Annotated in this window: 23 protein-coding genes; 7 read left to right on the top strand and 16 right to left on the bottom strand. The window is 61.9% G+C overall.

Going from position 1 to position 23,146, the window contains the following annotated elements:
* Positions 1 to 64: 64 nt before the first annotated feature.
* Positions 65 to 343: a CtrA inhibitor SciP gene (gene sciP / locus J3456_RS04270; protein WP_067939991.1), complete on the bottom strand. Its 279-nt coding sequence runs from the start codon at positions 341 to 343 to the stop codon at positions 65 to 67.
* 120 nt (positions 344 to 463) lie between these two features.
* Between sciP and mnmA the strand changes: the two genes are divergently transcribed.
* A complete protein-coding gene (gene mnmA, locus J3456_RS04265) occupies positions 464 to 1,606 on the top strand; it encodes a tRNA 2-thiouridine(34) synthase MnmA (protein WP_067626482.1) in 1,143 nt (380 codons plus the stop codon).
* 6 nt (positions 1,607 to 1,612) lie between these two features.
* Here mnmA and lpxB read toward each other — a convergent pair whose 3' ends face one another.
* The 13 genes from lpxB to pyrH all read right to left on the bottom strand — a co-directional run bounded on the left by lpxB (position 1,613) and on the right by pyrH (position 13,888).
* Positions 1,613 to 2,764 carry a lipid-A-disaccharide synthase gene (lpxB, locus tag J3456_RS04260; protein WP_349579029.1) on the bottom strand — a complete coding sequence of 384 codons (1,152 nt, stop codon included), beginning with the start codon at positions 2,762 to 2,764 and terminating at the stop codon, positions 1,613 to 1,615.
* Positions 2,761 to 3,561: an LpxI family protein gene (locus tag J3456_RS04255; RefSeq protein WP_349579028.1), complete on the bottom strand. Its 801-nt coding sequence runs from the start codon at positions 3,559 to 3,561 to the stop codon at positions 2,761 to 2,763. The genes lpxB and J3456_RS04255 overlap by 4 nt, the downstream gene beginning before the upstream one ends.
* Positions 3,558 to 4,340 (bottom strand): acyl-ACP--UDP-N-acetylglucosamine O-acyltransferase, encoded by a 783-nt coding sequence (gene lpxA, locus J3456_RS04250; RefSeq protein WP_349579027.1) that lies wholly within the window; start codon positions 4,338 to 4,340, stop codon positions 3,558 to 3,560. The genes J3456_RS04255 and lpxA overlap by 4 nt, the downstream gene beginning before the upstream one ends.
* Positions 4,337 to 4,807: a 3-hydroxyacyl-ACP dehydratase FabZ gene (gene fabZ / locus J3456_RS04245; protein ID WP_067628883.1), complete on the bottom strand. Its 471-nt coding sequence runs from the start codon at positions 4,805 to 4,807 to the stop codon at positions 4,337 to 4,339. Before fabZ ends, lpxA begins: the two co-directional genes overlap by 4 nt.
* A gap of 82 nt (positions 4,808 to 4,889) precedes the next feature.
* Positions 4,890 to 5,474, bottom strand: coding sequence for an OmpH/Skp family outer membrane protein (locus J3456_RS04240; RefSeq protein WP_349579026.1), 585 nt, complete (start codon positions 5,472 to 5,474; stop codon positions 4,890 to 4,892).
* Between the two features lie 4 nt (positions 5,475 to 5,478).
* Positions 5,479 to 7,812 (bottom strand): outer membrane protein assembly factor BamA, encoded by a 2,334-nt coding sequence (gene bamA, locus J3456_RS04235; protein WP_349579025.1) that lies wholly within the window; start codon positions 7,810 to 7,812, stop codon positions 5,479 to 5,481.
* 206 nt (positions 7,813 to 8,018) lie between these two features.
* A complete protein-coding gene (locus tag J3456_RS04230; RefSeq protein ID WP_259950145.1) occupies positions 8,019 to 8,147 on the bottom strand; it encodes a hypothetical protein in 129 nt (42 codons plus the stop codon).
* A gap of 140 nt (positions 8,148 to 8,287) precedes the next feature.
* Positions 8,288 to 9,631, bottom strand: a complete 1,344-nt coding sequence (gene rseP / locus J3456_RS04225) for an RIP metalloprotease RseP (protein ID WP_502989488.1) — start codon at positions 9,629 to 9,631, stop codon at positions 8,288 to 8,290.
* A gap of 13 nt (positions 9,632 to 9,644) precedes the next feature.
* Positions 9,645 to 10,826 (bottom strand): 1-deoxy-D-xylulose-5-phosphate reductoisomerase, encoded by a 1,182-nt coding sequence (dxr, locus tag J3456_RS04220; RefSeq protein ID WP_349579023.1) that lies wholly within the window; start codon positions 10,824 to 10,826, stop codon positions 9,645 to 9,647.
* A 6-nt stretch (positions 10,827 to 10,832) separates the two neighbouring features.
* Positions 10,833 to 11,624, bottom strand: a complete 792-nt coding sequence (locus J3456_RS04215; protein WP_349579022.1) for a phosphatidate cytidylyltransferase — start codon at positions 11,622 to 11,624, stop codon at positions 10,833 to 10,835.
* 11 nt (positions 11,625 to 11,635) lie between these two features.
* Positions 11,636 to 12,373, bottom strand: a complete 738-nt coding sequence (uppS, locus tag J3456_RS04210) for a polyprenyl diphosphate synthase (RefSeq protein WP_349579021.1) — start codon at positions 12,371 to 12,373, stop codon at positions 11,636 to 11,638.
* A gap of 47 nt (positions 12,374 to 12,420) precedes the next feature.
* Positions 12,421 to 12,987: a ribosome recycling factor gene (frr, locus tag J3456_RS04205; RefSeq protein WP_007120421.1), complete on the bottom strand. Its 567-nt coding sequence runs from the start codon at positions 12,985 to 12,987 to the stop codon at positions 12,421 to 12,423.
* 175 nt (positions 12,988 to 13,162) lie between these two features.
* Positions 13,163 to 13,888 carry a UMP kinase gene (pyrH, locus tag J3456_RS04200; RefSeq protein WP_067628872.1) on the bottom strand — a complete coding sequence of 242 codons (726 nt, stop codon included), beginning with the start codon at positions 13,886 to 13,888 and terminating at the stop codon, positions 13,163 to 13,165.
* 130 nt (positions 13,889 to 14,018) lie between these two features.
* On the opposite strand from pyrH, the gene miaA reads away from it, so the two are divergent.
* From miaA to J3456_RS04175, 5 genes are all read left to right on the top strand, one after another.
* Positions 14,019 to 14,909, top strand: coding sequence for a tRNA (adenosine(37)-N6)-dimethylallyltransferase MiaA (gene miaA / locus J3456_RS04195; RefSeq protein WP_349579020.1), 891 nt, complete (start codon positions 14,019 to 14,021; stop codon positions 14,907 to 14,909).
* Positions 14,910 to 15,009: 100 nt separating this feature from the next.
* Positions 15,010 to 15,786, top strand: coding sequence for a helix-turn-helix domain-containing protein (locus tag J3456_RS04190; RefSeq protein ID WP_349579019.1), 777 nt, complete (start codon positions 15,010 to 15,012; stop codon positions 15,784 to 15,786).
* Positions 15,787 to 16,096: 310 nt separating this feature from the next.
* Positions 16,097 to 17,185: an ABC transporter permease gene (locus tag J3456_RS04185; protein WP_349579018.1), complete on the top strand. Its 1,089-nt coding sequence runs from the start codon at positions 16,097 to 16,099 to the stop codon at positions 17,183 to 17,185.
* A 12-nt stretch (positions 17,186 to 17,197) separates the two neighbouring features.
* Positions 17,198 to 18,664 carry an ABC transporter permease gene (locus J3456_RS04180; protein WP_349579017.1) on the top strand — a complete coding sequence of 489 codons (1,467 nt, stop codon included), beginning with the start codon at positions 17,198 to 17,200 and terminating at the stop codon, positions 18,662 to 18,664.
* Between the two features lie 63 nt (positions 18,665 to 18,727).
* Positions 18,728 to 20,818, top strand: a complete 2,091-nt coding sequence (locus tag J3456_RS04175) for a dipeptide ABC transporter ATP-binding protein (protein ID WP_349579016.1) — start codon at positions 18,728 to 18,730, stop codon at positions 20,816 to 20,818.
* Positions 20,819 to 20,913: 95 nt separating this feature from the next.
* On the opposite strand, the gene J3456_RS04170 is transcribed toward J3456_RS04175, so the two are convergent.
* Positions 20,914 to 21,441, bottom strand: a complete 528-nt coding sequence (locus J3456_RS04170) for a hypothetical protein (protein ID WP_349579015.1) — start codon at positions 21,439 to 21,441, stop codon at positions 20,914 to 20,916.
* A 180-nt stretch (positions 21,442 to 21,621) separates the two neighbouring features.
* A complete protein-coding gene (locus tag J3456_RS04165) occupies positions 21,622 to 22,233 on the bottom strand; it encodes a lytic transglycosylase domain-containing protein (protein ID WP_502989484.1) in 612 nt (203 codons plus the stop codon).
* Positions 22,234 to 22,448: 215 nt separating this feature from the next.
* Between J3456_RS04165 and ssb the strand changes: the two genes are divergently transcribed.
* Positions 22,449 to 22,982 (top strand): single-stranded DNA-binding protein, encoded by a 534-nt coding sequence (gene ssb, locus J3456_RS04160; RefSeq protein WP_349579014.1) that lies wholly within the window; start codon positions 22,449 to 22,451, stop codon positions 22,980 to 22,982.
* The last annotated feature ends 164 nt before the right edge of the window (positions 22,983 to 23,146 follow it).

Below are 23,146 nucleotides of genomic sequence, written 5' to 3'. Positions count from 1 at the left end.
GGCTAATCTTGAGCAATAAAGGTTAACTACCCGTTACCGATACTAGTTAGGCTAGGTTAACAACTTAAAGTTGTCTATACTTTTTCAAGGCAGTGGCCTTCAGCGCGGCCTCTCCATGCTCTGTAACCGCATGTAACCATTCCATAAATTCATCATCACTAATGCCATAACGCTCCAGCGCTTCGGATTGGGTGATCAACCCATAGACCACCCCCCGCACCACGGCTGCCTTGCGCGAGGCGACCCACCTTCGCGTATCTGCCCCAGGCAAATCTGCGCGTGACATCACGCTCCCGTCAGCGAGGGTAACAGACCGTGGCCCATCGACTTTTTTCAGGTACATCGCATCATCCGCCATTGTTCTGGTGGCCAATAACCCCCATCTGCCTTAACGCGGCGTGAAGCCTGCCCTTGTGACTAGGTAGGATTTTCCTATATTCGCGCAGAAACTCCGGAGAGACCCATGGCCCTTGATCAGACACCGCCGCTCAATTCGCTTGGCTTTGCCAAGGCGCCCGCCGATACGCGCGTCGTCGTGGCGATGTCGGGTGGTGTGGACAGTTCCGTCGTGGCGGCCATGCTCAAAGACGAAGGCTATGATGTCGTGGGCGTCACCCTGCAGCTTTACGACCACGGCGCGGCGCTGGCCAAGAAAGGTGCCTGCTGTGCGGGTGTCGATATTCAGGACGCCCGCCGCGTGGCCGAGGAAATGGGCTTCCCGCATTACGTGTTGGACTATGAAAACGTCTTTAAGGACGCCGTAATCGACGAGTTCGCCGACAGCTACCTCGGCGGTGCCACGCCCGTGCCCTGCATCCGCTGCAACGAGCGGGTCAAGTTCAAGGACTTGCTGGAAACCGCCAAGGACTTGGAGGCCGACTGCATGGCCACCGGTCACTATATCCAGCGCAAGATGGGCGAGAACGGGCCAGAGCTACACGCCGCCGCCGATGGCAACCGCGATCAGAGCTATTTCCTGTTCTCCACCACCGAAGAGCAGCTTTCCTATCTGCGCTTCCCGCTGGGCCATCTGCCCAGCAAGGACGACACCCGCAAGCTGGCGGCGAAATACGGGCTGGAAGTCGCGGACAAACCTGACAGTCAGGATATCTGTTTCGTCCCCAATGGCGACTACGCCGCGGTGATCCGCAAGCTGCGCCCCGAGGCCGCCGATCCGGGCAATATCGTCGATACCGAAGGCAATGTGCTGGCGAAACATGAGGGCGTGATCCACTACACCATCGGTCAGCGCCGCGGCTTGGGCATCGGCGGCCTGGCCGACCCGCTTTATGTGGTGAGGTTGGATGCCGAGCGCAAAGAGGTCGTCGTTGGCCCTAAATCCATGCTCGCCACCCGCAAGATCCCGGTGCGAGAGATCAACTGGCTGGGCGATGAGCCCCTGACCTCGCGCCCGGAGTGGCATATCGCCGTGCGCGTGCGCTCCACCCGTCCGCCACGCGACGCGATCCTGCGTCCGATCAGCGCGACCGAGGCCGAGGTTGAACTGCTGACCGCCGAGGAAGGCGTGTCGCCGGGGCAGGCCTGCGTGTTCTATGACCCTGAAAGCACCCGCATCTTCGGCGGCGGCTGGATTCACCGGGGCTGATCCCGCCTACATCCGGGCCAGCACCGCGCGCGCGGCCCGCAGGCCCGGTGCCTCGCCGCCCTGCCCCAAACGTTGCATCGTCAGCGCCATCGCGTCCTTCTGGGCGCCGGGCGCGCGCAGCACCTGCAAGACGCCTTCGGCGATGGGTCCGGGGCGGCAGTTCGCCCCGATGAACTCCGGCACCACGCGGGTTTCCGAGACGAGGTTGACCAGCGTCACTGTATCCACCCGCAGCATCCGCCCGATGATCTGGCGGCTGATCCAGTTCATGTCATAGGCGATGACCATCGGCGTGTTCACCGCAGCCAGTTCCAGCGACACGGTGCCCGAGGCCGCCAGCGCCACATCCGCCGCGTGAAAGGCGGCGCGTTTGGTGGCGGTGAACTCTTCGGTCGTATGGTCGCGCGGATCGAGCACCAGCGGGTTGCCAGACCAATTGCGCGTCACCTGTTTGACCAATGCCGCCACCGGACTGGCCGCTGGCACCACGACGCGCAAGGCCGGCTCCGCCTCGACCAGCCGCGCGACGACTTGCTGGAACACTGGCGCCAGCCGCGTGACCTCGCCCCGGCGCGAGCCGGGCAACGCCAGCAACAGCGGTGCATCGGCAAGACGGTGCTCGGCGCGGAAGGCCGCAGCGGCGGCGTCATCGGCCACAGGCTCGGCCACCACCGGGTGACCCACGAAATCACAGGCCATGCCCGCCGCTTCCATATAGGGCGGCTCGAAAGGGAAAAGCGCCAGCACATGATCGACAGAACGGGCCATTTTTTCCGCCCGGCCGGGGCGCCATGCCCACACGGTCGGGGCCACGTAATGCACTGTTCTGATGTTAGATTTTTCTTTCACCTTACGCGCCACGCGCAGGGAAAAATCGGGGCTGTCGATGGTGATGAGCACATCTGGCTTGGTCTCAACCACCGCCTGTGCCGCCTCATTGATCCGGGCCATCAGCGCGCGGTATTTGGGCAGGATTTCGGCCAAGCCCATGACGCTCAGCTCGTCCATGTTGAACCGGCTTTTGAGCCCCTGCGCCATCATCATCGGCCCGCCGATGCCGTCGAAGGTCACTTCAGGACAAAGCTCTTTCAGCCCCGCCATCAGCGCGCCGCCTAACCGGTCGCCCGAAGGTTCGCCTGCCAGAATAAACACTCTCATGTCGCGTCTTCCTCTCGGACCCAAAGCACCAGACCGAGCTCATCAGCCAGTGCCACGCAGGTATCACGCTCGAGCAGCATCACGCCGCCTGCCTTGACCACCACGCCGGCCAGCCCCGCCGCACGCGCGGCGCGCAGCGTATGGGGGCCGATGGTCGGCAGATCGATCTCACGGATTTGGCCAGCCTTCGGTCCTTTGCAGAGCACCGCACGCGCCTCACGCACCGCCTCTGGCAAGGTCGCCAGCAAATGATCCGTGCCGCCAATGGCCTCAACCCCGTACACCTGTTCGCGCCCGATGACGCAGGCCTGCCCGATGTCGAGTGTCGCCAAGCCATCCAGCACGGCAGCACCATGCGCGGCATCCCGGCGCATTTGTTCGTCTGGCAACTCCCGCGACAGCACACCGCTGTCGGCCAACAAGTCGGGCACCAGTTCATCGGCCCCGACCACCCGTAGGCCATGGTCTTCGAAAATCGTCTTGATCACCTCAAGCGCGCCATTGTCGCCCGCAGCCAGCGCCTGTTTGAACTGCGGCACCAAAGGTGCTGTGCGGATATCGAGCTTTGCGGGGTCCAGCGTGGGCCGGTCAATTGCCCCGCACAGACACACGTCCCGAATACCCACGCCCAAAAGATGCGCCAAAAGGCTGCCCAGCGTCTCTAACCGAAAGGTCAGGTCTGCCTTCAGCCCATCCGGCGCGCAGCCTTCATAGACGCAGACCAAAGGCGGCTCTGCCTGCGCTGCTGCCACCCGCGCGGGCAAGCCACCGCGTCCGGCGATCAGCGCAAGGCTCATTTCGGCGTCAGGAAATGACGGCCCGTGTCGGCCATGACAAAATCGACGATCTGGCGGACGTAATCGCTCTGGGTTTCGTCCCCCAAACGCCGCGCCCGGTCCGAGAATGTCCCCTCGCCCTGTGCTAACATCTGGAACGCGGCCCTGAGCGCCGTGATGTCGCTCCGCGCCACACCGGCGCGCTTCAGCCCGACAAGGTTCAACCCATCCAGATCACCCCGCGGCGCTTGCACAAGCCCGTAGGGGATCACGTCATTGGTCACCATGGTCACCGCGCCAATGATCGCGCCTTGGCCAATGCGGACCCACTGATGGATGCCCGAAAGCCCGCCAATGATCACGTCATCTTCGAGCACGCAATGCCCCGCCACGGCGGCGTTGTTCACCACGATCACCCGGTTGCCGACGATGGCGTCATGGGCAATGTGACAGCCCGCCATGAACAGCCCGTCATCGCCCACGCGGGTCACGCCGCCACCGCCTTCGGTGCCGCAGTTCATGGTGACATGTTCGCGGATGCGGTTGCGTTCGCCAATGACCAGACGGCTGGCTTCGCCCTTGAACTTCAAATCCTGCGGAATCTCACCGATCACCGCGAAGGGAAAGATCACCGTGCCCGCGCCGACCTCGGTCTGGCCGGTAATGACGACATGGGATTTCAACTCCACATCCGCCTTCAACACGACCTCAGGCCCGATTAGGCAAAAGGGGCCGACGCGCGCCGAAGGGTCGATCTGCGCCCCTTCTTCGATCACGGCACTGGGGTGGATATTGCTCATGCTGCGTCCTGTGGCAGGTCCAGCATCGCCATGAACTCGGCCTCGGCGGCCATTTCGCCCTCGACCGTGGCAACACCGCCGAATTTCCAGATTTTCGCACCCGGCTTGCCGCGCAGGGTCGTCAGATCCATCCGCAGCACATCGCCGGGGCCGACCTTGCGGCGGAACTTACATTTGTCGATCGACATGAAATAGATCAGCATGTCGCGGTCCTGCATGCCAAGGGCGGTGCCCACCATCACGCCCGCAGTCTGGGCCATCGCTTCAACAATGGTGACGCCCGGCATGATCGGCGTGCCGGGGAAATGGCCCTGAAAATGCGGCTCGTTCATGGTGACGTTTTTGTAGCCGACAGCACTCTCGGTGCCCTTGATCTCTTCGACCTTGTCGACCAGCAAAAAGGGATAGCGGTGCGGCAGGATGCGCTGGATCAACTGGATATCGGCGCGCAGCAGCTCTTCGGTCATGGACTGTCCTTTGTCTCAGAAGGTTGCTGAATGGCTACCAATTCAGGCGGCTGGGGGCAAGCATCCCCGCGGGGCGCGCGGATCACTCGGCGTCGGCCAGCCCGGTTCCGATCGCCTCATCCAGCAGGGCAATCGCCTCATCCGTGACCTCAATCACCGAGGAAGAGACAAAGACCCGGCGCTGCTCAAGGATGACCGCCGCGTCAGAATTGCGCATCAATTGCTCAAGCACCGGGGCCGCAGCAGACAAAAACCGCTCCCGCTCAAGATCCAGCGCCTCGCTTAGCGCCCGGTTCTTCGCCGCTTGCTCGGCCCTTGTGCGCTGTACCTTCTCATCAAAGGCATCGGCCAGCAGCCGGAACTGAGCGGGCTTCATCTGCGATCGTTTTTCGGTGAGTTCGCGTTCTTCCGCCTCTAGCGCCGCCTCAATCTCGCGGTTTTCGGTGGCCAGCTGCTCACTCTCGGCTTCGATCTCACGGGTGACGCGCTGGCCAAAGGCACTGTCGCGGAACAGACGCTCGGAATCGATTGTCAGTACGGGGCTGATCACACCGCCCCGCGCGGGGGCTGGCGTGTTTGTTTGCGGCTCTGCCACGGGGGCCTGCTGCGCGAGGCCGGGGGTGGCCCCGGCCAGCATCATCACCAAGGGGATGAGAGCGCGGCGCATGGGCTTAGAACGTGGTCCGCAGCGTGACCTCAAAGCTTTGCTCTTTGTCAAAGCTCTCTTTCTTCAGCGCGTCGGAGACGTTGAACTGAAGCGGGCCAAGCGGCGTGTCCCAGAAGACCGAGACGCCGATCACGTGACGGAAAGAGCCGCCTTCGCCGACGATGGTGCCGCCCGTGGTGTCAACATCACTCAGGTCCCACAGGTTGCCCACGTCATAGAAGACACCACCGGAGATGCCATATTCCTCGGGCAGCCCCAGCGGGAACTCCGCCTCGAAACGGGCCACGGCAAAGAGGTTGCCGCCAAGTGCGTCATCCACTCCATTGCTTTGATCGCGCGGACCGATGCCGCCCGGCTCAAAGCCGCGCATGATCGACGGGCCAAGGATGAAGCGGTCAACCGCACGGTTGGTGCCGCCGTTCCATGCCAGCGCACCGCCTTCAAGCGTGGCGCGAAGGGTCACTTCCTCGTTGAAAATGCGCTTTTCGCCCGCGATCTTGGCTGTCGTCTTGATAAACTCGTTATCCCCACCAAGCCCGGCAAAGTCCTGACCGAACTCGAACAGAATGCCCTGTGTCGGGTCCAGCCCGGTGCGGCGGGTGTCATAGGTGTAGGTGTAGCCGAGGGAGGAAGAGAACAACGCGCCCTCCGCGATTTCATTCGCGATGGTGGCGCTGTTATCCTCATCATCACGTTCCAGCATCTCGATCCCTTCGAGGGTATAGCGCGTCGACAGACGGCCATTCTCGCTTACCGGGAAGGTCAGGCTGGGCTGGAACACCAGACGTTCGGTGTCATAGCTGGTGTAAGACGAATTGGTTTCCGCATAATCAAGCTTGAGACCAAGCGCCACGTCACGCCCCAAAAAGCGCGGCTCGACAAAGGTCACGCCATAGCGCGTGGCATCTTCGGCGGTGGAGATCGACAGATTCAGCCGCTGGCCGCGCCCGAGGAAGTTTTCCTCCTGAAAGCTGACCGCCACCCCAAAACCATCGTTGTTCGAAAAGGAGCCGCCGAAGTTCAGCGAGCCTGTGGGCTTCTCTTCAACGTCCACATCGATCACGACCTGCTCGGGGCTGGAGCCTTGGCGGGCGTTGACCTCTGCCGTCTCGAAATACTGCAGCGCGCGGATACGTTCTGCCGCTTGGCGAATTTCGCGCGGGTTGAACGGGTCACCCTCGACGCTGTCGAACTCGCGGCGGATCACCCGGTCAAGCGTGGTGGTGTTGCCTTCGATATCGATCCGCTCAACAAAGATACGCTCGCCACGGGACAGCTTGTAGGTCACGTTGAGCGACAGATCACGGTCGTTGCGGTCAATCACCGGCTCGACGCGCAGGAAATCGACGCCATCGCGGATCGCTTGGCGCTCGATCCGAGCGATGTCATTTTCGATCAGAGTGGGCGAGTAGATCACGCCGGGGCGGATTTTGAGCAGGTCACGGTACACGGCGGCGTTAAGCCCCGGCACTTCGGACTCGACCGACACGTTGCCGAAACGGAACTGCTGCCCCTCGGTGATGTTATAGGCCACGAAGACGCCATCGCGCTCTTCGGTCAGTTCGGCGTTTACGGCCTCGGTGCGCATGTCGACATAGCCGCGCGAGAGGTAGAAATCCCGCAGCATCTGCTTGTCGGCCTCAACCCGGCCTTCGACATAGGTGTCCCGTTTGACCAAACGGCGGAACAGACCCGCCTGTTTGGTGTCCAGCACGCGGCGCAGACGGCGGTCGGAATAGACCCGGTTGCCGACAAAGCTCAGACGCTCGATCTCGACGTTGTCGCCTTCGAAGATTTCAAACACCAGATCGACGCGATTTTGATCGCGGCGGATGATGCGGGGCTGCACGCGGGCCGACAGACGGCCTTCGTTGCTATAGGCCTCGGCGATGGCGGCGGCGTCTTGCTCGGCTTGGCTGGGATTGAACACCCGACGCTCGGTCGAGCCGATAAGTTCGGCCAGCATCTCATCTTTGATGCGGCGGTTGCCCTCAAAGCTGACGCGGTTCAGCGTCGGCAGTTCCACCACCGTGATGACGAGCGTGTTGCCCTGCGGCTCAAGAGCGACGGATTCGAACAGGCCCGAGTTTTGCAGGTTCTGATAGGCGTCGTTCAACTGACCGCCCGACACCGCCTGCCCGCGCCCGATACCGGCCCGGCGCAGAATCGCGCTGTCGCCGATCCGCTCGTTGCCGTCGATGACGACCGTGTTGAACTGATATTGCTGCGCCTGCGCTTGGCTGCCCGGCACGAGCCAGGCCACGGACAACATGACACAAAGCGATGCCCCCCGAAGGGTCTTGCCGACATTGCTGCGCTGTGCCCACTCGACGGGCATTCTGCCCTCGTTCCTCAGTCCCATTACACCGACCCGTTTTTTTACGACATTGTTGTCAACCTGACTACGCAGGTTAACGGGGTTTGTCAAAAGCAACGGCTGAGAAAATATACCATATCATGCGGCAAGTTGGGCCAGAATGACATCATGAGCCAAGATCGTGCAGAAGCACCCGATAGGGCACTCTATCACGCACTGGCAAGCACTCAGAGAGAGGCGACAAAGGCCCCGGCAGAAAGCGCCGTGGCAATGGCCGCGGCAAAGAACGCACGGTCCCAATTAAGGTCCAAAAGCAGGCTGAGGCCGCGGTATGATCCTTGTAACACGTGCATCATGGGTTCCTTCTTGTTGAAGGATGATCATAACCAAGGATTGCGGCACGAATTTGTTCAATTATGGCCATTTCAAGGCATTGCGCCCTGCCCGTTAGGGCAAGGCGCAGGTTGTCTTTCACTCTCAGCGGCGCCGCCCGGCCCTATGGGCAGAACAAGTCGTTCCCAAGCGCAAAGAGCATCAAGGTCAGCACCAAGGCGATGCCCATGGTCATCAAGATCCGCAGCGCGCCATCGCTGGGCGGCTTGCCGGTCACGGCCTCATAGGCGTAAAATACCAGATGCCCGCCGTCCAAGGCCGGTATCGGGAAGAGGTTCAGTAGACCGACCGCCGTGCTCAGCACCGCGATGAAATAGATGAAGGACTGCGCCCCCTGGCTCGCCATCGCGCCCGAAGTTTGGGCGATGCCCACAGGGCCGCTCAGGTTGCAGGTGCTGATATTGCCGACGATCATCTCGCGCAGGCCTGAGATTGACCCGGTGATGATGCGCCAAGTGTTGTCCAGGCCCGAGCTCAGCGCCTCCCCCACGCCGGGCGTATCGGTTGCGGGCACAAAGGCCATGCCGCCGACGATGCCGATGCGCAGGTTTTGCTTGAAACTGCCATCGGGCTGCGGCTCATCCGTGGCCTTGGGAACGAGGGTGAAAGGCAGGGTCTCGCCGTCGCGCCAGACGGTCAACTCCTGCGGCGCCCCTTCGGAAGCTTCGACCACCTCTTTCAACTCACCAAAGGCCACGATATCTTGCCCGTTGACGGCTGTAATCACATCCCCGCTGCGCAGGCCCGCCTCTTGCGCTGCCGATTGCGGCGCGACGTTGCTGACCAGTGGCGGCATCAGATAGGGGCCAGGCACGGTCAGGTCTGCCCCATCGCGGGTGATGTCATAGCTCAAGACCGCTTCTTGCGGCAGGTTCGTCAAGAAATCGCCATAGCCCCCACCGGCCGCGAGCGAGGGCACCGGCGCGCCTTCGACCGCGCGCAGAATGTCGCCCGGCTCCAACTCATAGGCCGCATTGGGAAGCGCCCGCAGTTCCCCTACGGTGAGCGGATCACGGGCGGTGCCTGCGGTCATCGCCACGGCGAAAAAGATGAGGATCGACAGGGCAAAGTTGAACACCGGCCCCGCCGCCACCGTCAGCGCGCGGGCATAAAGCGGTGCGCCGTGCATCGTGTGGCGCAGCGCTTCGGGGTCTTCGGCCAGCGCCTCCATCGCGGTTTCGTCCTTGCCGGACGCCGCATTGGAATCGCCCGCGAATTTCACATAGCCGCCAAAGGGCAGCAGCGCGAACTGCCAGCGCGTGCCGCGCTTGTCGATGCGCGAAAACAGCACCGGGCCGAAGCCCAGACTGAAGACATCCGCCTTGATCCCGGTCCAACGGCCAACGATGTAATGGCCGTATTCGTGGATCGCCACGATCACCGACAGCGCCACAACAAAGGCCAATATCGTCCAAATCAGCCCGCCGAACTCCGGCAAAAATCCCATGATGTCCAACGTGCTATCCTGCTCTTTTATGAATTGCGGCTGTCGCGGCCTTACGGGCGAGGTGATCGACCTCGGCCACCAGATCAAGTGTCATTTCGTCGCTGCCCCGGCCCAGCGATGCGTCAGCGGCGCGCGCCTCCAACACCTCTTCGACGATCTCGGCCATTTCGGTAAAGCGCAACTGCCCGGCGATGAAGCCATCGAGCGCGACCTCCTTGGCTGCGTTAAAGACTGCGCCCATCAGGCCCCCCGCCGCCATCACCTCCCGCGCGAGGCGCAGCGCGGGCCAGCGGGCGTCGTCAGGGGCGGTGAAATCGAAACGTCCGATTTTGGTCAGGTCCAGCCGTTCCACCGGCAGGGGCGCGCGTTTTGGATGGTGCAGCGCATAGCCGATCGCGTGGCGCATGTCAGGCGGGCCGACATGGGCCATCAGCCCACCGTCACAGAACCCCACTAGCGCATGGATCATCGACTGCGGATGCACCAGCACCTCGATAGCCTCCGGCGAGACTCCGAAAAACTCACGCGTTTCAATGACTTCCATCGCTTTGTTGAACATCGAGGCCGAGTCGATGGTGATCCGCTGGCCCATGTCCCAGTTGGGATGGTTTGACGCTTGATCGAGTGTCGCATTGCGCAAATCTTCAAGCGGCCAATCGCGAAACGCCCCGCCGCTGGCGGTGATGATGACGCGCTCCACGGCGGCCATATCCTCGCCCACCAGTGCTTGAAAAACGGCGGAATGCTCGCTGTCGACTGGCAGGATCGTCGCGCCATGGCGCTTGGCCTCGCCCATGATCAGGGCCCCGGCGCAAACCAGCGATTCCTTGTTGGCCAGTGCCAGCGTCCCACCTTGACGCAGGGCGGCCAGACCGGGCGCAAGCCCCGCGGCACCGATGATCGCCGACATCGTCCAATCCGCCGGACGCGATGCCGCCTCGGTAATCGCCTCGGACCCTGCTGCGGCCTCAATCCCGCTGCCGCTAAGCGCGTCGCGTAGATCATCCAAGAGGTCTCCGCGGGCAGTCACGGCCACATCAGCCTTCAGCGCTTTCGCGTCCGTTGCCAGCTGTGCGACATTGCCCGCCCCGGTCAGCGCCACGACATCATAGGCCTCAGGCGCGCGGCGGATCAGGTCAATCGTGTTCTGACCGATGGACCCAGTGGCCCCCAGTATCGAAATTTTGCGTGGCATATCGGGTTAATTCAGGCCCGGAGGGAAGCCGATCAGCGGCCCGACAATCAGCAAGAACACCGCAGCGCCCAGCATCCCATCAAAGCGGTCCAGCAGACCGCCATGGCCGGGGATCAGCGCCGAGCTGTCTTTGACGCCCATCTTCCGCTTCATCCCCGATTCCGCCATATCGCCCATTTGCGAGGCCATCGACAGCGCGACCGAGATGCCGACGAGCTGGAACCCAAAGCCGGTGTTGAACGAAAAGATCAGCCCGACAACAGCCGCCCCGACCCAGCCAGCAGCGGTCCCGGACCATGTTTTCTTGGGGCTGACCTTGGGCCAGAATTTCGGCCCGCCGATGGCACGGCCTGCGAAATAGCCCACCACATCGGTGACCACGACCACCAACACCAGCCACATCAGCCAGCCAAAGCCCATGTCATCGCGCAACTGGATCAGGCCAAAGCCCGCCAGCAGGATCAGCGCGGTAAAACTCATGTAAAGCGTGCGGTTGGCGCTCAATAGCGCGAAGCCCAGAAGCGCGGGTGCCAGCAGAAGCGGCAGGCCGAAGCCCACCGGCAAATAGACCGAGGCCAACACGGCCACGCCCGTCACCAGCCCAAGCTGCCAAGATTCCGCCTTCCCCGGCCCGCGCAGCATGCCGACCAATTCCCAGACCATCATGCCGCAAATCAATGCCACCAGCAGATGAAACACCACACCGCCCAGCCAAATGCCCAGCAATCCAATCAGGATCATGGCGCTGGCAGACAGCATCCGCGCCCGCAGGTCGGACCATTGTTCAGGTGATTTCATCGCGCTTCTCCTCAGGTCTTGACCGCACCGAACCGCCTGTCACGCCCGCCATAAGCGGCGCAGAGCCGGGCGAATTCCTCACGCGTGAAGTCCGGCCACAGCGTGTCGATAAACTCATATTCCGCATAGGCCGACTGCCACAGCAGAAAGTTCGAAATCCGCGCCTCGCCGCTGGTGCGGATCACCAGATCGGGGTCGGGCAGCACATGGGTATCGAGGTAGCGCGGCAGGGTCTCTTCGTCCACGCTATCGGGGTCAAGTTTGCCGCTAGCCACATCTTGGGCCAAGCGATGCGTGGCGCGGGCCACTTCGTCGCGGCCCCCGTAATTCAGCGCAATCGTCAGATTAATGCGGGTGTTATGCGCGGTATGGGCCTCAAGCTCTCCCATCAGCTTGATGAGCTTGTCATCCAGCCGGTCGCGGTCCCCGATGAACCGCACCCGCGCGCCATATTCGCTAAGGCTCCGCATTTCCTTGGAAATATAGCGCCGAAACAGCGACATAAGCCCTGCCACTTCAACCTGTGTGCGTTTCCAATTCTCCGTCGAGAAGGCAAAAATCGTCAGGTATTCCACCCCCACATCGGGGCAGGCCTCAACGATTTCGCGCACCCGTTTGGCACCGGCGTGATGGCCAAACAGCCGGGGCCGCCCGCGTTGGGTGGCCCAGCGGCCATTGCCGTCCATGATGATCGCCACATGTCGCGGCCCACCGGGAGCAATCTTAGGTTGAATTTCGGCGGTGCTCATGTCTCGGCCTTTTCTTTCAAGTGCTGTGTCCCTGCCCTTGGGCCGGGTCAGACTTGCATGATTTCGGCCTGTTTCGTCTCAAGCTGGTCATCAATGAGGGTAATGAAGCGGTTGGTCAGGTCTTGCACTTCGCCTTCCCAGATTTTCTGGTCATCCTCGGACATCGCGCCGTCGTTCTTGGCTTTCTTGATCTGGTCCATCCCGTCGCGGCGGATGTTGCGGATCGAAACGCGGGCGTGCTCAGCATACTGGCCAGCAACCTTGGTCAACTGGGTGCGGCGCTCTTCGTTCAGCTCGGGGATCGGCAGCATGATAATGGTGCCATTGAGCTGCGGGTTGATGCCCAGACCGCTTTCGCGGATGGCCTTTTCCACCTTGCCGACCAGACCTTTGTCCCAAACGTTGATCGTCACCATGCGCGGCTCTGGCACGTTGACGGTGCCGACTTGGTTCACCGGGGTCATTTGGCCATAAGCCTCAACCATCACCGGCTCCAGCATAGAGGCCGAGCCGCGGCCTGTGCGCAGCGATGCGAACTCGGTCCGAAGCGACGCAATTGCGCCGTTCATCCGCCGTTCAAGATCATCGGTATCGAGCATAAATTCGTCTGACATGGCGAGGCCTGCTTGTTGTTTCCTTGCGTTACGGCTTTCTAACGGCGGCGCGGCGCTTTCACAACTGCCCATTATTTCGCCCCCCTGCGCCAACCGCGACCCCCTTTAAGAGAGACGCGGCGGCCTCAGGCCAATCGCCCTGCCGTCGGACGATCCCCTGCAATCTGACACCGGTCTAGCCGACACGGGTATAGGTGCCCTGCCCGGCCAGAATGCCCTGAAACCCGCCCGGCTCATCCAGCGAGAAGACGATGATCGGCAGGTTGTTGTCCCGCGCCAAAGCGATGGCAGAGGCATCCATCACGCCAAGCCGCTTTTGCAGCACGTCGTCATAGCTCACCATATCATAGCGTTTGGCATCGTCGAACTTGGCCGGGTCTTTGTCATAGACGCCATCGACCTTGGTGCCCTTAAAGATCGCCTCGCAAGACATCTCGTTGGCGCGCAGGGTCGCGGCGGTGTCGGTGGTGAAATAGGGGTTGCCGGTGCCCGCGGCAAAGATGCAGACCCGTTTCTTCTCAAGGTGGCGCACGGCGCGGCGGCGGATGTAAGGCTCGGCCACTTCGTTCATCGTGATGGCGCTGATCACCCGTGTGTGGATGCCCAGACCTTCGAGCGCCGATTGCATCGCCAACGCGTTCATCACCGTGGCGAGCATGCCCATGTAGTCCGCCGTGGTCCGCTCCATCCCCTGCGCCGAGCCTTGCAGCCCGCGGAAGATATTGCCGCCGCCGATAACCATGCAGATCTCGACGCCAAGGCTGTGCACCGATTGCACCTCACGGGCGATGCGTTCGACGGTTGGCGGGTGCAGGCCATAGCCGAGGTCACCCATCAGCGCCTCCCCGGAAATCTTTAGCATTACGCGGTTAAAGGAGACTTGGGGGGTGTCTTGGGACATCGGGCACACCTTATTATTTCACCAACCGGGGGAGATTTGAGCCTTGCGGCGGTGAAGGGTTTTCATTTCGCGCCAAAATGTCGCAAATACGCCCAAGGTTCAATGCGGGACGTAAGGAAGACGCAAAGAAATGCCGGATATTCCCAAAGCCCAGTTTGACGCGCTGCTGCAAGACCTGCCGCCCGAGCGCCCGGTGCTCATCGCCGGGCCGACCGCCAGCGGCAAATCTGCCCTGGCACTCGCCATCGCAGAGGCGCAGGGCGGCGTGATCGTGAACGCCGATGCCAGTCAGGTCTATGCGCCCCTGCGCATCATCAGCGCCCGCCCTTCGCCAGAGGAGGAGGCCCGCGCGCCGCATCTGCTCTATGGTCATCTGGCCGAAGATGCGCCCTATTCCACCGGCCATTGGCTGCGCGAGGTGGCCCCGCTGCTGGGCGGCGATCAGCGGGTAATCATCACCGGCGGCACCGGGCTTTATTTCTCCGCCCTGACGCAGGGGCTGGCCGAAATTCCGGCCACCCCGCCCGAGGTCCGCGCCCAAGGCGACGAGATGGCGCTCGAAGACCTGCTGGCGCAACTGGATGCTGAGACCGCGGCGGGCATCGACCAACGCAACCGCGCGCGGGTGCAGCGCGCATGGGAAGTGTGGCAGGCCACCGGGCGCGGCCTGTCGGACTGGCAAGGCGATACCGGCGCGCCGCTTTTGCCGCTCGCGGACTGCCTGCCGATCGTTTTCGATGTTGAGCGTGATTGGCTCAACGCCCGGATCGCGCAACGCTTTGACCTGATGTTAGAGCAAGGCGCCTTGGAAGAGGTCGCCGCCCTCCGTCCGCGATATGACCCCACGCTGCCCGCCCATCGCGCCATCGGCGTGCCGGAACTGATCCGCCACATTGACGGCGATTGGCCCCTGCACCGCGCCCGCGAAGCCGCCGTGGTCGCCACCCGCCGTTTCGCCAAGCGGCAGCGCACTTGGATGCGTAGCAAGATGGCAGATTGGCATCGGGTGACGCCGGAATAGCCGCAGGGCGCACACAGTTTCTTGCGTTATTCCAACCATCCGATAGCCTGACGTTGTAGATTGGCCCGACAGGGTTGCCATTTATCGACGAAAGCGCCGCGTGCCCCAAACGCAGATACAAACCCAGACCTTGGCCCAGCTTTCGGCGGGGCAAGATTGGCGGCTGACCCTCGCCCATGAGCGCGACCACCATCTTTTGATCTGGATCACCCGGGGCCAGGGTCGGCTGCTGCTGGACGGGCAACGTCGGGGCATTAGCCCCCATAACGCGCTCTGGATACCGGCGCGGTCGCTCTTTGCGCTGGAGCTGGGCTATCAATGCCTGGGCCATGCGGTGCTGATCCCCGAAGACAGCAATGTACATTTGCCCGAAATGCCACGCCAGTTGCGCATCCGCGACGGTGTGGCCCAATCCGAAATCGCGGCCCTGATCGAACAGACCCAGCGGGAGGTTCAGCGAGGCCGCCCCCTGCAACAAGACGCGCTTAAGGCTCAGGTTGCGCTGATATCGGTATGGCTCCGCCGTCAGATCATGTCGGACGAACATGCCGCCCCCCGGCCCAAGGCAGGCGACAGGCTCAGCGCGCGGTTCTGCGCCCTGATCGCCCAGCGCGCGCCCAAGGGTGGCAGCATGGCCGATCACGCAGCGGAACTGGGCGTCACGCCGACCCATCTGAGCCGCGCCGTCAAAGCGGCCACCGGCAAATCCGCCGCCGATCTCTTGACCGAACGCAGTTGCCACGCCGCCCGGCGTCTGTTGGCCGAAACCGATCAAACCGCCGCCGAAATTGCAGCCTCTCTGGGCTTTGGCTCCGCTGCCTATTTTACCCGTTTCATGCAGCAGCACAGCGGCCTCCCCCCCAGCAAGCTGCGCTGATCCGCGCCCGAAATGTCGCTTTCAGACCCTCAAAATGTCGCAAAAACTCCCTCAAACGGCTCAGCCGAATGTTGACGCGCGACCAATTTATGTGCCTGATGGCTGAACTGCTCTGAAAACAGTCAGATCAACGACCAAGCCCGTGACGCTGGGAAAGACCGCCAATGGGTCTTGGGCATCACAGTGCGCACAGGCAGCAACGTCTGCCGCGAACAGAACCGGCGCTGTCATGGCGCCGCACAAATCAAAAAGGCCACAAAGGCCGCATCGTCGGGCCAAGTCACCGCCCGACCCTGCCACAGGGGACCACATGGGACTATTCATTTTGCGCCGGCTGGGTGTGATGTTGCTGACGGCGCTCTGCCTGACGTTCATCGTATTCTGGCTGACCAATCTCTATCCGAACCTCGAAAAGCTCGCCAAGACCCAAGGCAACTTCCGCATGTCGGACGAGGCCGTGGCCAGCTACCTTGAAAGCCGCGGCTATCTGCAACCCACCGTCGACAAATTCGGCGAATGGCTGGGCGTGTTGCCCGGCTGGGTAACGGAGGGCGAAAACCCGGATGAAACCTTTGGTCGCTGTTTTGCCGCTGGCACCCCGGTAGAGGACCGCCCCACCCGCTGCGGCATTCTGCAAGGCGATTGGGGGTTTTCCACCGTCTTTAAGGAACCCGTGGGCGCAACCGTCCTGACCCGTCTCGCGCTCACCGGCAAGCTGATGTTCTGGGTGCTGATGCTGATGGTCCCCTCGGCGCTGATCGTCGGTGTGCTGGCGGGCATGCGCGAAGGCTCCAAGCTTGACCGCTCGCTCTCGACCTTCTCCATCGCCACCACGGCGACGCCCGAATATGTCTCGGGCGTGATCTTCATCGCGGTGCTGGCCTCCTCGCGCTTTGGTCTGTCGCCGCTTTTAGCAGAATGGGGCTGGATCGATAGCAAAACGCTGTTTCTGGGCTCTGCGACCTCAGCCATGAAAGACGCCAACTTCTGGAACTTCTTCCTGCCGGTGCTGACGATCTCGCTCTATGGCATGGGCTATATCGCGCGGATGACGCGGGCTTCGATGACCGAGGTGATGACCGCACAATACATCCGCACCGCGCGGCTAAAGGGGGTCAAGTTCTCTGAAATCGTGCTGAAACACGCCCTGCGCAACGCGCTGATCGCGCCCTTCACGGTGATCATGCTGCAAATCCCATGGCTGCTGAACGGTGTGGTGATTGTCGAGACCCTGTTCAACTACAAGGGCTTCGGCTGGCTTCTGGTACAGGCGGCGGCGAACAACGACATCGAACTACTGCTCGCCGTTTCGGTCGTTTCGGTCATTGTTGTTCTTGTGACGCAGCTGATCTCCGATATTGGCTACGTCTTCCTCAACCCGCGCATTCGCATTTCTTAAGGGAGCATGGACATGGAACAACTGACATGGACCGGGTCTCTTGCAGGGCTCAACATCGTTTTCTTCGGCCTTTGCGTTATGCTGGTCTTGGCGGTCGCGGCGCAGATCGTCGTTTCCTTCCTGCCTGCCAGTGACGCGCAAGAAATCAACCCCGACGGCACCGTCGCACGTCGTGGCGGTGTGGCGGGCGGGCTGAACCGCGCGGTGATCCTGCTGTTTGCGCTGCTGATCATTGTGGTGCTGATCTATATCGTCGCCGGTGCCTTCATGGGGCCGCAGGCGGGCATCTTCGGCGGCATGTCGCAGCAGATGCTGCCGGTCTGGATCGCGCTGATCCTGACCTTCGCCGTCTCTATCCACTTCAAGCGCCGCCTTGGCCTCTACGGCAAGCTATTCGACAGCACCGTGGGCATGATCGGCTTTGCCATCGTCATGTTCTGGGTCTTCACCGGAGTTTTTGGCGGGTTGTTCGACCTACTGGTGACGCACGACAGCCTCAGCCAAACTTCGGGTATGAAGAACAAGCTGCCCGGCACCCCGCTGCGCAGCCCCGATGAGGGCGAATACCCGTGGTTCCTGTTGGGCGGTGATAACCTTGCCCGCGATGTCTTCTCTCGGCTGATCAAGGGCTCTTGGGTCGTGGTGCAGATCGCGCCGCTGGCGACGCTCTTTGCCTTCATGGTGGGGATCACGCTGGGCCTGCCTGCGGGCTACTACGGCGGACGGCTGGATACGATCCTCAGCTTTCTGGCGAACCTGATCCTCGCGTTTCCGGTGATCTTGCTGTTCTACCTGTTGGTCACGCCCGAGATCGTGCTGACCGGTATCCCGAACTATATGGCCGTGTTCCTGTTTATCTTTCCGCTGATCTTCCTCGCGGTGCTGCTGAACTCACGCTACTACACGCAGCCTTCGTTCCGCACGCCGCTGTTGATCGTGGTGCTGGGCGTGGTCGGCTGGCTGTACCTGTCGCTGGTCTCTACCGACGGCGCGATCGTGGCGACGGATAGCTACCGCATCCCCGGCTTGCCGAGCATGATCGACCTCTTTGATATCGACGCCGGTGTGCTTGTGGTCTTTGTCTCGGTCGTCTTCGTGAACTCGCCCACGGTGTTCCGCATCGTGCGCGGCCTCGCGCTGGACATCAAAACGCGCGACTATGTCGCCGCCGCTCAGACCCGTGGCGAAGGCCCGTGGTACATCATGCTGTGGGAAATTCTGCCCAACGCCCGTGGCCCGCTGATCGTCGATTTCTGCCTGCGCATCGGCTATACTACGATCCTTCTCGGCACTTTGGGGTTCTTCGGCCTTGGGCTGGAAAGCGAGAGCCCGGATTGGGGCAGCACGATCAATGCAGGCCGCCGCCTGCTGTCGCTCTATCCGCACGCGGCCATAGCACCTGCGCTTGCACTTCTGAGCCTCGTGCTGGGCCTGAACCTGCTGGCCGACGGCCTGCGCGAAGAATCCTTGCGCGACTAAGAAACATCCTCCGGGGGGCGCCCCCTCCCGGACCCTTTTGATCCCCCCGACTGGGAGAGACAAATGCCAAAGACTGATTACGACGGCCCCATTCTTGAGATCAACAATCTGTCGATCTCCTTCTTCACCCGCCTGCGCGAGATCCCCGCCGTGATGGATTTCTCTGTCAGCGTCCAACCGGGCGAAGCTGTGGGGCTGGTGGGCGAGAGCGGCTGCGGCAAATCCACCGTGGCGCTGGGCGTGATGCAGGATCTGGGCCGCAATGGCCGGATCGTCGGCGGCTCTATCAAGTTCAAGGGACGCGACCTGAGCGAGATGAGCGCCGAAGAACTGCGCGACATTCGCGGCAGTGAAATCGCGATGATCTATCAAGAGCCAATGGCCAGCCTGAACCCCGCCATGCGCATCGGCAAACAGTTGATGGAAGTGCCGATGATCCATGCGGGCATGTCCGAGAAAGAAGCCTATGCACGGGCGCTTCAGGTGGTCACGGATGTGAAACTCCCCGACCCAGAGCGCATCCTGAAAGCCTATCCGCACCAACTCTCGGGCGGGCAGCAGCAGCGCATCGTGATTGCCATGGCGCTGATGTCCGAACCCTCGCTTCTGATCCTTGATGAGCCGACGACAGCGCTTGATGTGACCGTCGAAGCGGCGGTGGTGGAACTGGTGAAGGACTTGGGCAAGAAATACGGCACTTCGATGCTGTTCATCTCTCACAACCTCGGGCTGGTGCTGGAAACCTGCGACCGCATCTGCGTGATGTATTCCGGCGAAGCGGTCGAGAAAGGCTCCATCCACGATGTCTTTGACGAGATGCAGCACCCCTATACGCAGGCGCTGTTTCGCTCTATCCCTCTGCCCGGTGCCGACAAGAACGCGCGGCCGCTCGTTGCCATTCCCGGCAACTTCCCCCTGCCCCATGAACGCCCGCCCGGTTGCAACTTCGGCCCCCGCTGCGATTATTTCATGGCGGGGCGCTGCGATGCCGCGCCGATCCCGATGGAAAGCGTGCCCGGCAACGACCGGCACGAAACCCGTTGCATCCGCTTCCAAGAGATCGACTGGCAGGCACCGCTGGAACTGGCCGAGGTCAAGGAAAAGGGCGAGGTTGGCGAGGTCGTCCTCAAGATGGACAAGCTCAAGAAATACTATCAAGTCGCGGCCAATGCCATGTTCGGGGGCGGCAATACCAAGGTGGTCAAAGCCAACGAGTCGTTGAGTTTCGAGGCCCATGAGAGCGAAACCCTCGCCATTGTCGGGGAATCGGGCTGCGGCAAATCCACCTTCGCCAAGGTCCTCATGGGGCTGGAGACGGCGACCGAGGGGCACATCTACCTTGATGGCAAGGATATTGGCGGGGTGCCGATTGACGACCGCACGACCAAGAATGTCGCCGATGTTCAGATGGTCTTTCAAAACCCCTTCGACACGCTGAACCCTTCCATGACCGTCGGGCGGCAGATCATCCGGGCGTTGGAAATTTTCCGCATCGGCAAAAATGAGAAAGAGCGCAAGCAGCGGATGCTGGAACTGCTCGATCTGGTCAAGCTGCCGCGTGAATTCGCGACACGGATGCCGCGGCAACTGTCCGGTGGGCAAAAGCAGCGGGTCGGCATTGCCCGCGCCTTTGCGGGTGACGCGCGGATCGTGGTGGCGGATGAGCCTGTCTCGGCGCTGGATGTGAGCGTACAAGCGGCGGTGACCGACCTGCTGATGGAGATCCAGCGCGAACAGAAGACGACGCTCTTGTTCATCAGCCATGACCTCTCCATCGTGCGCTATCTTAGCGACCGGGTGATGGTGATGTATCTGGGCCATGTGGTGGAATTGGGCGACACGGATCAAGTCTTCTCGCCGCCCTATCACCCCTATACCGAGGCGCTGCTGAGTGCCGTGCCGATCGCCGATACCAAGGTAAAGAAGAAACACATCGTCCTCGAAGGCGACGTGCCCTCGGCCATGAACCCGCCACCGGGCTGCCCTTTCCAAACGCGCTGCCGCTGGAAATCACAAGTGCCGGGGGACCTTTGCGAACGTGAGGTCCCGCCGATGGTCACCATGGCGGACGGGCATCAGATCAAATGCCACCTCTCAGCCCAGCAATTCGCCGAGATGGAGCCGGTGATCGAAGTGGGCACGGCAGCGGAATGAAAAAGGCGCGGCTCCGAAGAGCCGCGCCTGCTCCCTCAGGCGGTTTAAGGGGGAAACGGCCTGAGGTAATCGTGATCCGGTTTTAGGAGCCGGATTTAGGGATCGACGGCCGAACCGGCTGTGTTCACATTGGCCAGACCTTCGGCCACAACATCGGCAAAGGTCGACACGAGCGCCACGTAGAATTCAGTCTCGGACGGCGGCACGTTGACATAGCCTTCGGGTGCGATGTCTTCGCCGCTATAGGCCGAGATCTTCACCGGGAAGCTCAGACCAGCGTTGTCACCGGTGGGGCTTGTGATATCAACAACGCCTTCCAACTCGTTGAATTCTTTACTGTCGGGCAACATGGTTGCGCCGTTGAGAGAGATCTTGCGGATATCGATCTTGATCTGCGGATCGGCACCATCGCTGCTCATCGGCACCCGCTCTGCCACTTCGGCGCGCAGGTCTTCTTCCAGATCAGGATAGAAGTCCATGGCGTTGCTCTCAGCAGCCGCGCTGACAGAGGATTCAACGTCGATTTTCGAGACCATGATCTTATCTTGGGCAAAAGCAGAGCTGCTCAGCGCAATAACGCTTACACCGGCGGCAAGGGCGATATTTTTCATATTCGTCAGCATGTCGTTCTCCTTTGATCTTTTATCTCTGAGGCGAGAATTTCCCGCTGCAAAGTTTCTGATCAAAGAACCCCACGATCGCCCCAGCGGTTCCCTAGGGCGCCGGGCCAAGGGGGCATAGGCAGGTGAAAATAGGCGGACAAACGCCCACCGCGCCATGCGATCCGCATAGATATCAATGGCTTAGCTGCCAGTGATCACCTTAACGTAATTCCGCGTTTCTTTATAGGGCGGGACGCCCCCGTATTTCTTAACCGCCCCCGGCCCCGCGTTATAAGCCGCCAGCGCCAGCTCCCAACTGCCGAAAGCGCGGTACTGAATTTTGAGGTAGCGTGCGCCGCCTTCAAGATTCTGCACCGGATCGGTCGGGTCGACGCGCAGCGCCTGCGCGGTCTGGGGCATCAATTGTGCCAATCCCATCGCTCCCTTGTGCGACAGCGCCTTGGGGTTCCAGCCGCTTTCCTGCTGAACCAGCCGCAGAAACAGATCAACCGGGATGCCATGCCGGGTCGCCGCCGCGCGGGCATGGGCCAGAAAGGCCCCTTTGTAAGAACCGTTGTATTTCGGCGCATCCCATTTCGTCGGAGTGACGACCTTGGGCGGCTGCAGCCGAACGGAGGCGGAATACTGCTTGGACGCGCGGTTATCGAGGATGCTTTTCTGAGAAGAAAACAAACCCGCGCGGTTTTTGCTGGCAAACATATCGGCAGCCGCCGGCGCTGCCCCCATCGCGATCATCCCGGCTGCCGCCAGACCAACCGCGGCTAGACCGGCCACATGTCCCGTCTTTCGCATCTCTGCCCCCTGCCGTTGCATTGCGTGCAGTATACCCAAAACCGCGCGGCCGACCAGCCCCCGGGAACCAGCCTGCCGCAGGGGGTGCCTTGATGGGCGGCGAGATGGGAAAGCCGGTGTCATCCGGCGGACAACCGCGATATAAACGGCCGAATTGGGCGCGCTCGGATTCGCGCCCGACGCAATGACACAGCAATGACAAACGAGGGGGCAAGATGGCCGGCTCAGTGAACAAAGTGATCCTTATCGGCAACCTCGGGCGCGACCCCGAGGTGAGGTCGTTCCAGAACGGCGGCAAAGTGTGCAACCTGCGCATCGCCACCTCGGAAACATGGAAAGACCGCAACACCGGTGAGCGCCGCGAGAAGACCGAATGGCATTCGGTGGCGATCTTCCAAGAGGGGCTCGTCCGCATCGCCGAGCAGTACCTCAAGAAGGGCTCCAAAGTGTATATCGAAGGCCAATTGCAGACCCGCAAATGGCAAGACCAATCCGGCGCGGACCGCTATAGCACCGAAGTGGTGCTGCAGGGCTTTGGCGGCACGCTGACCATGCTCGACGGTCCCGGTGGCGCCGGGTCCGGCGGCGGCGGTGGTGGCGGCGGCTACGGTGGTGGCGGCGGTGGCGGCTACGGTGGTGGCGGCAATGACTACGGCGGCGGCTATGACAGCGGCCCGTCCTCCTCGGGCGGCGGCAGCGGTGGCGGCGGTGGCGGCAGCCGCGATCTCGATGACGAGATCCCGTTCTAAACCCTATGCGATTTCGGGCGGGGCGCCGTTGCGCCCTGCCCAAACTCTGCGACCGCGGCCGTGACAGGTCTTTAACCGCGCCGCATTAGACCTCTCCCCATCGCGATACCCGCCGGGCAGTCATCCGTTCGGCAACAGGATCAGAGGCGCCCCACGCGGGCGCC

The organism is Sulfitobacter sp. NFXS29, assembly GCF_040148765.1.
Classification (GTDB): Bacteria; Pseudomonadota; Alphaproteobacteria; order Rhodobacterales; family Rhodobacteraceae; genus Sulfitobacter.
The sequence above is the reverse complement of the archived record's forward strand: the minus strand, read 5'-3'. Positions and strand labels throughout refer to the sequence as shown.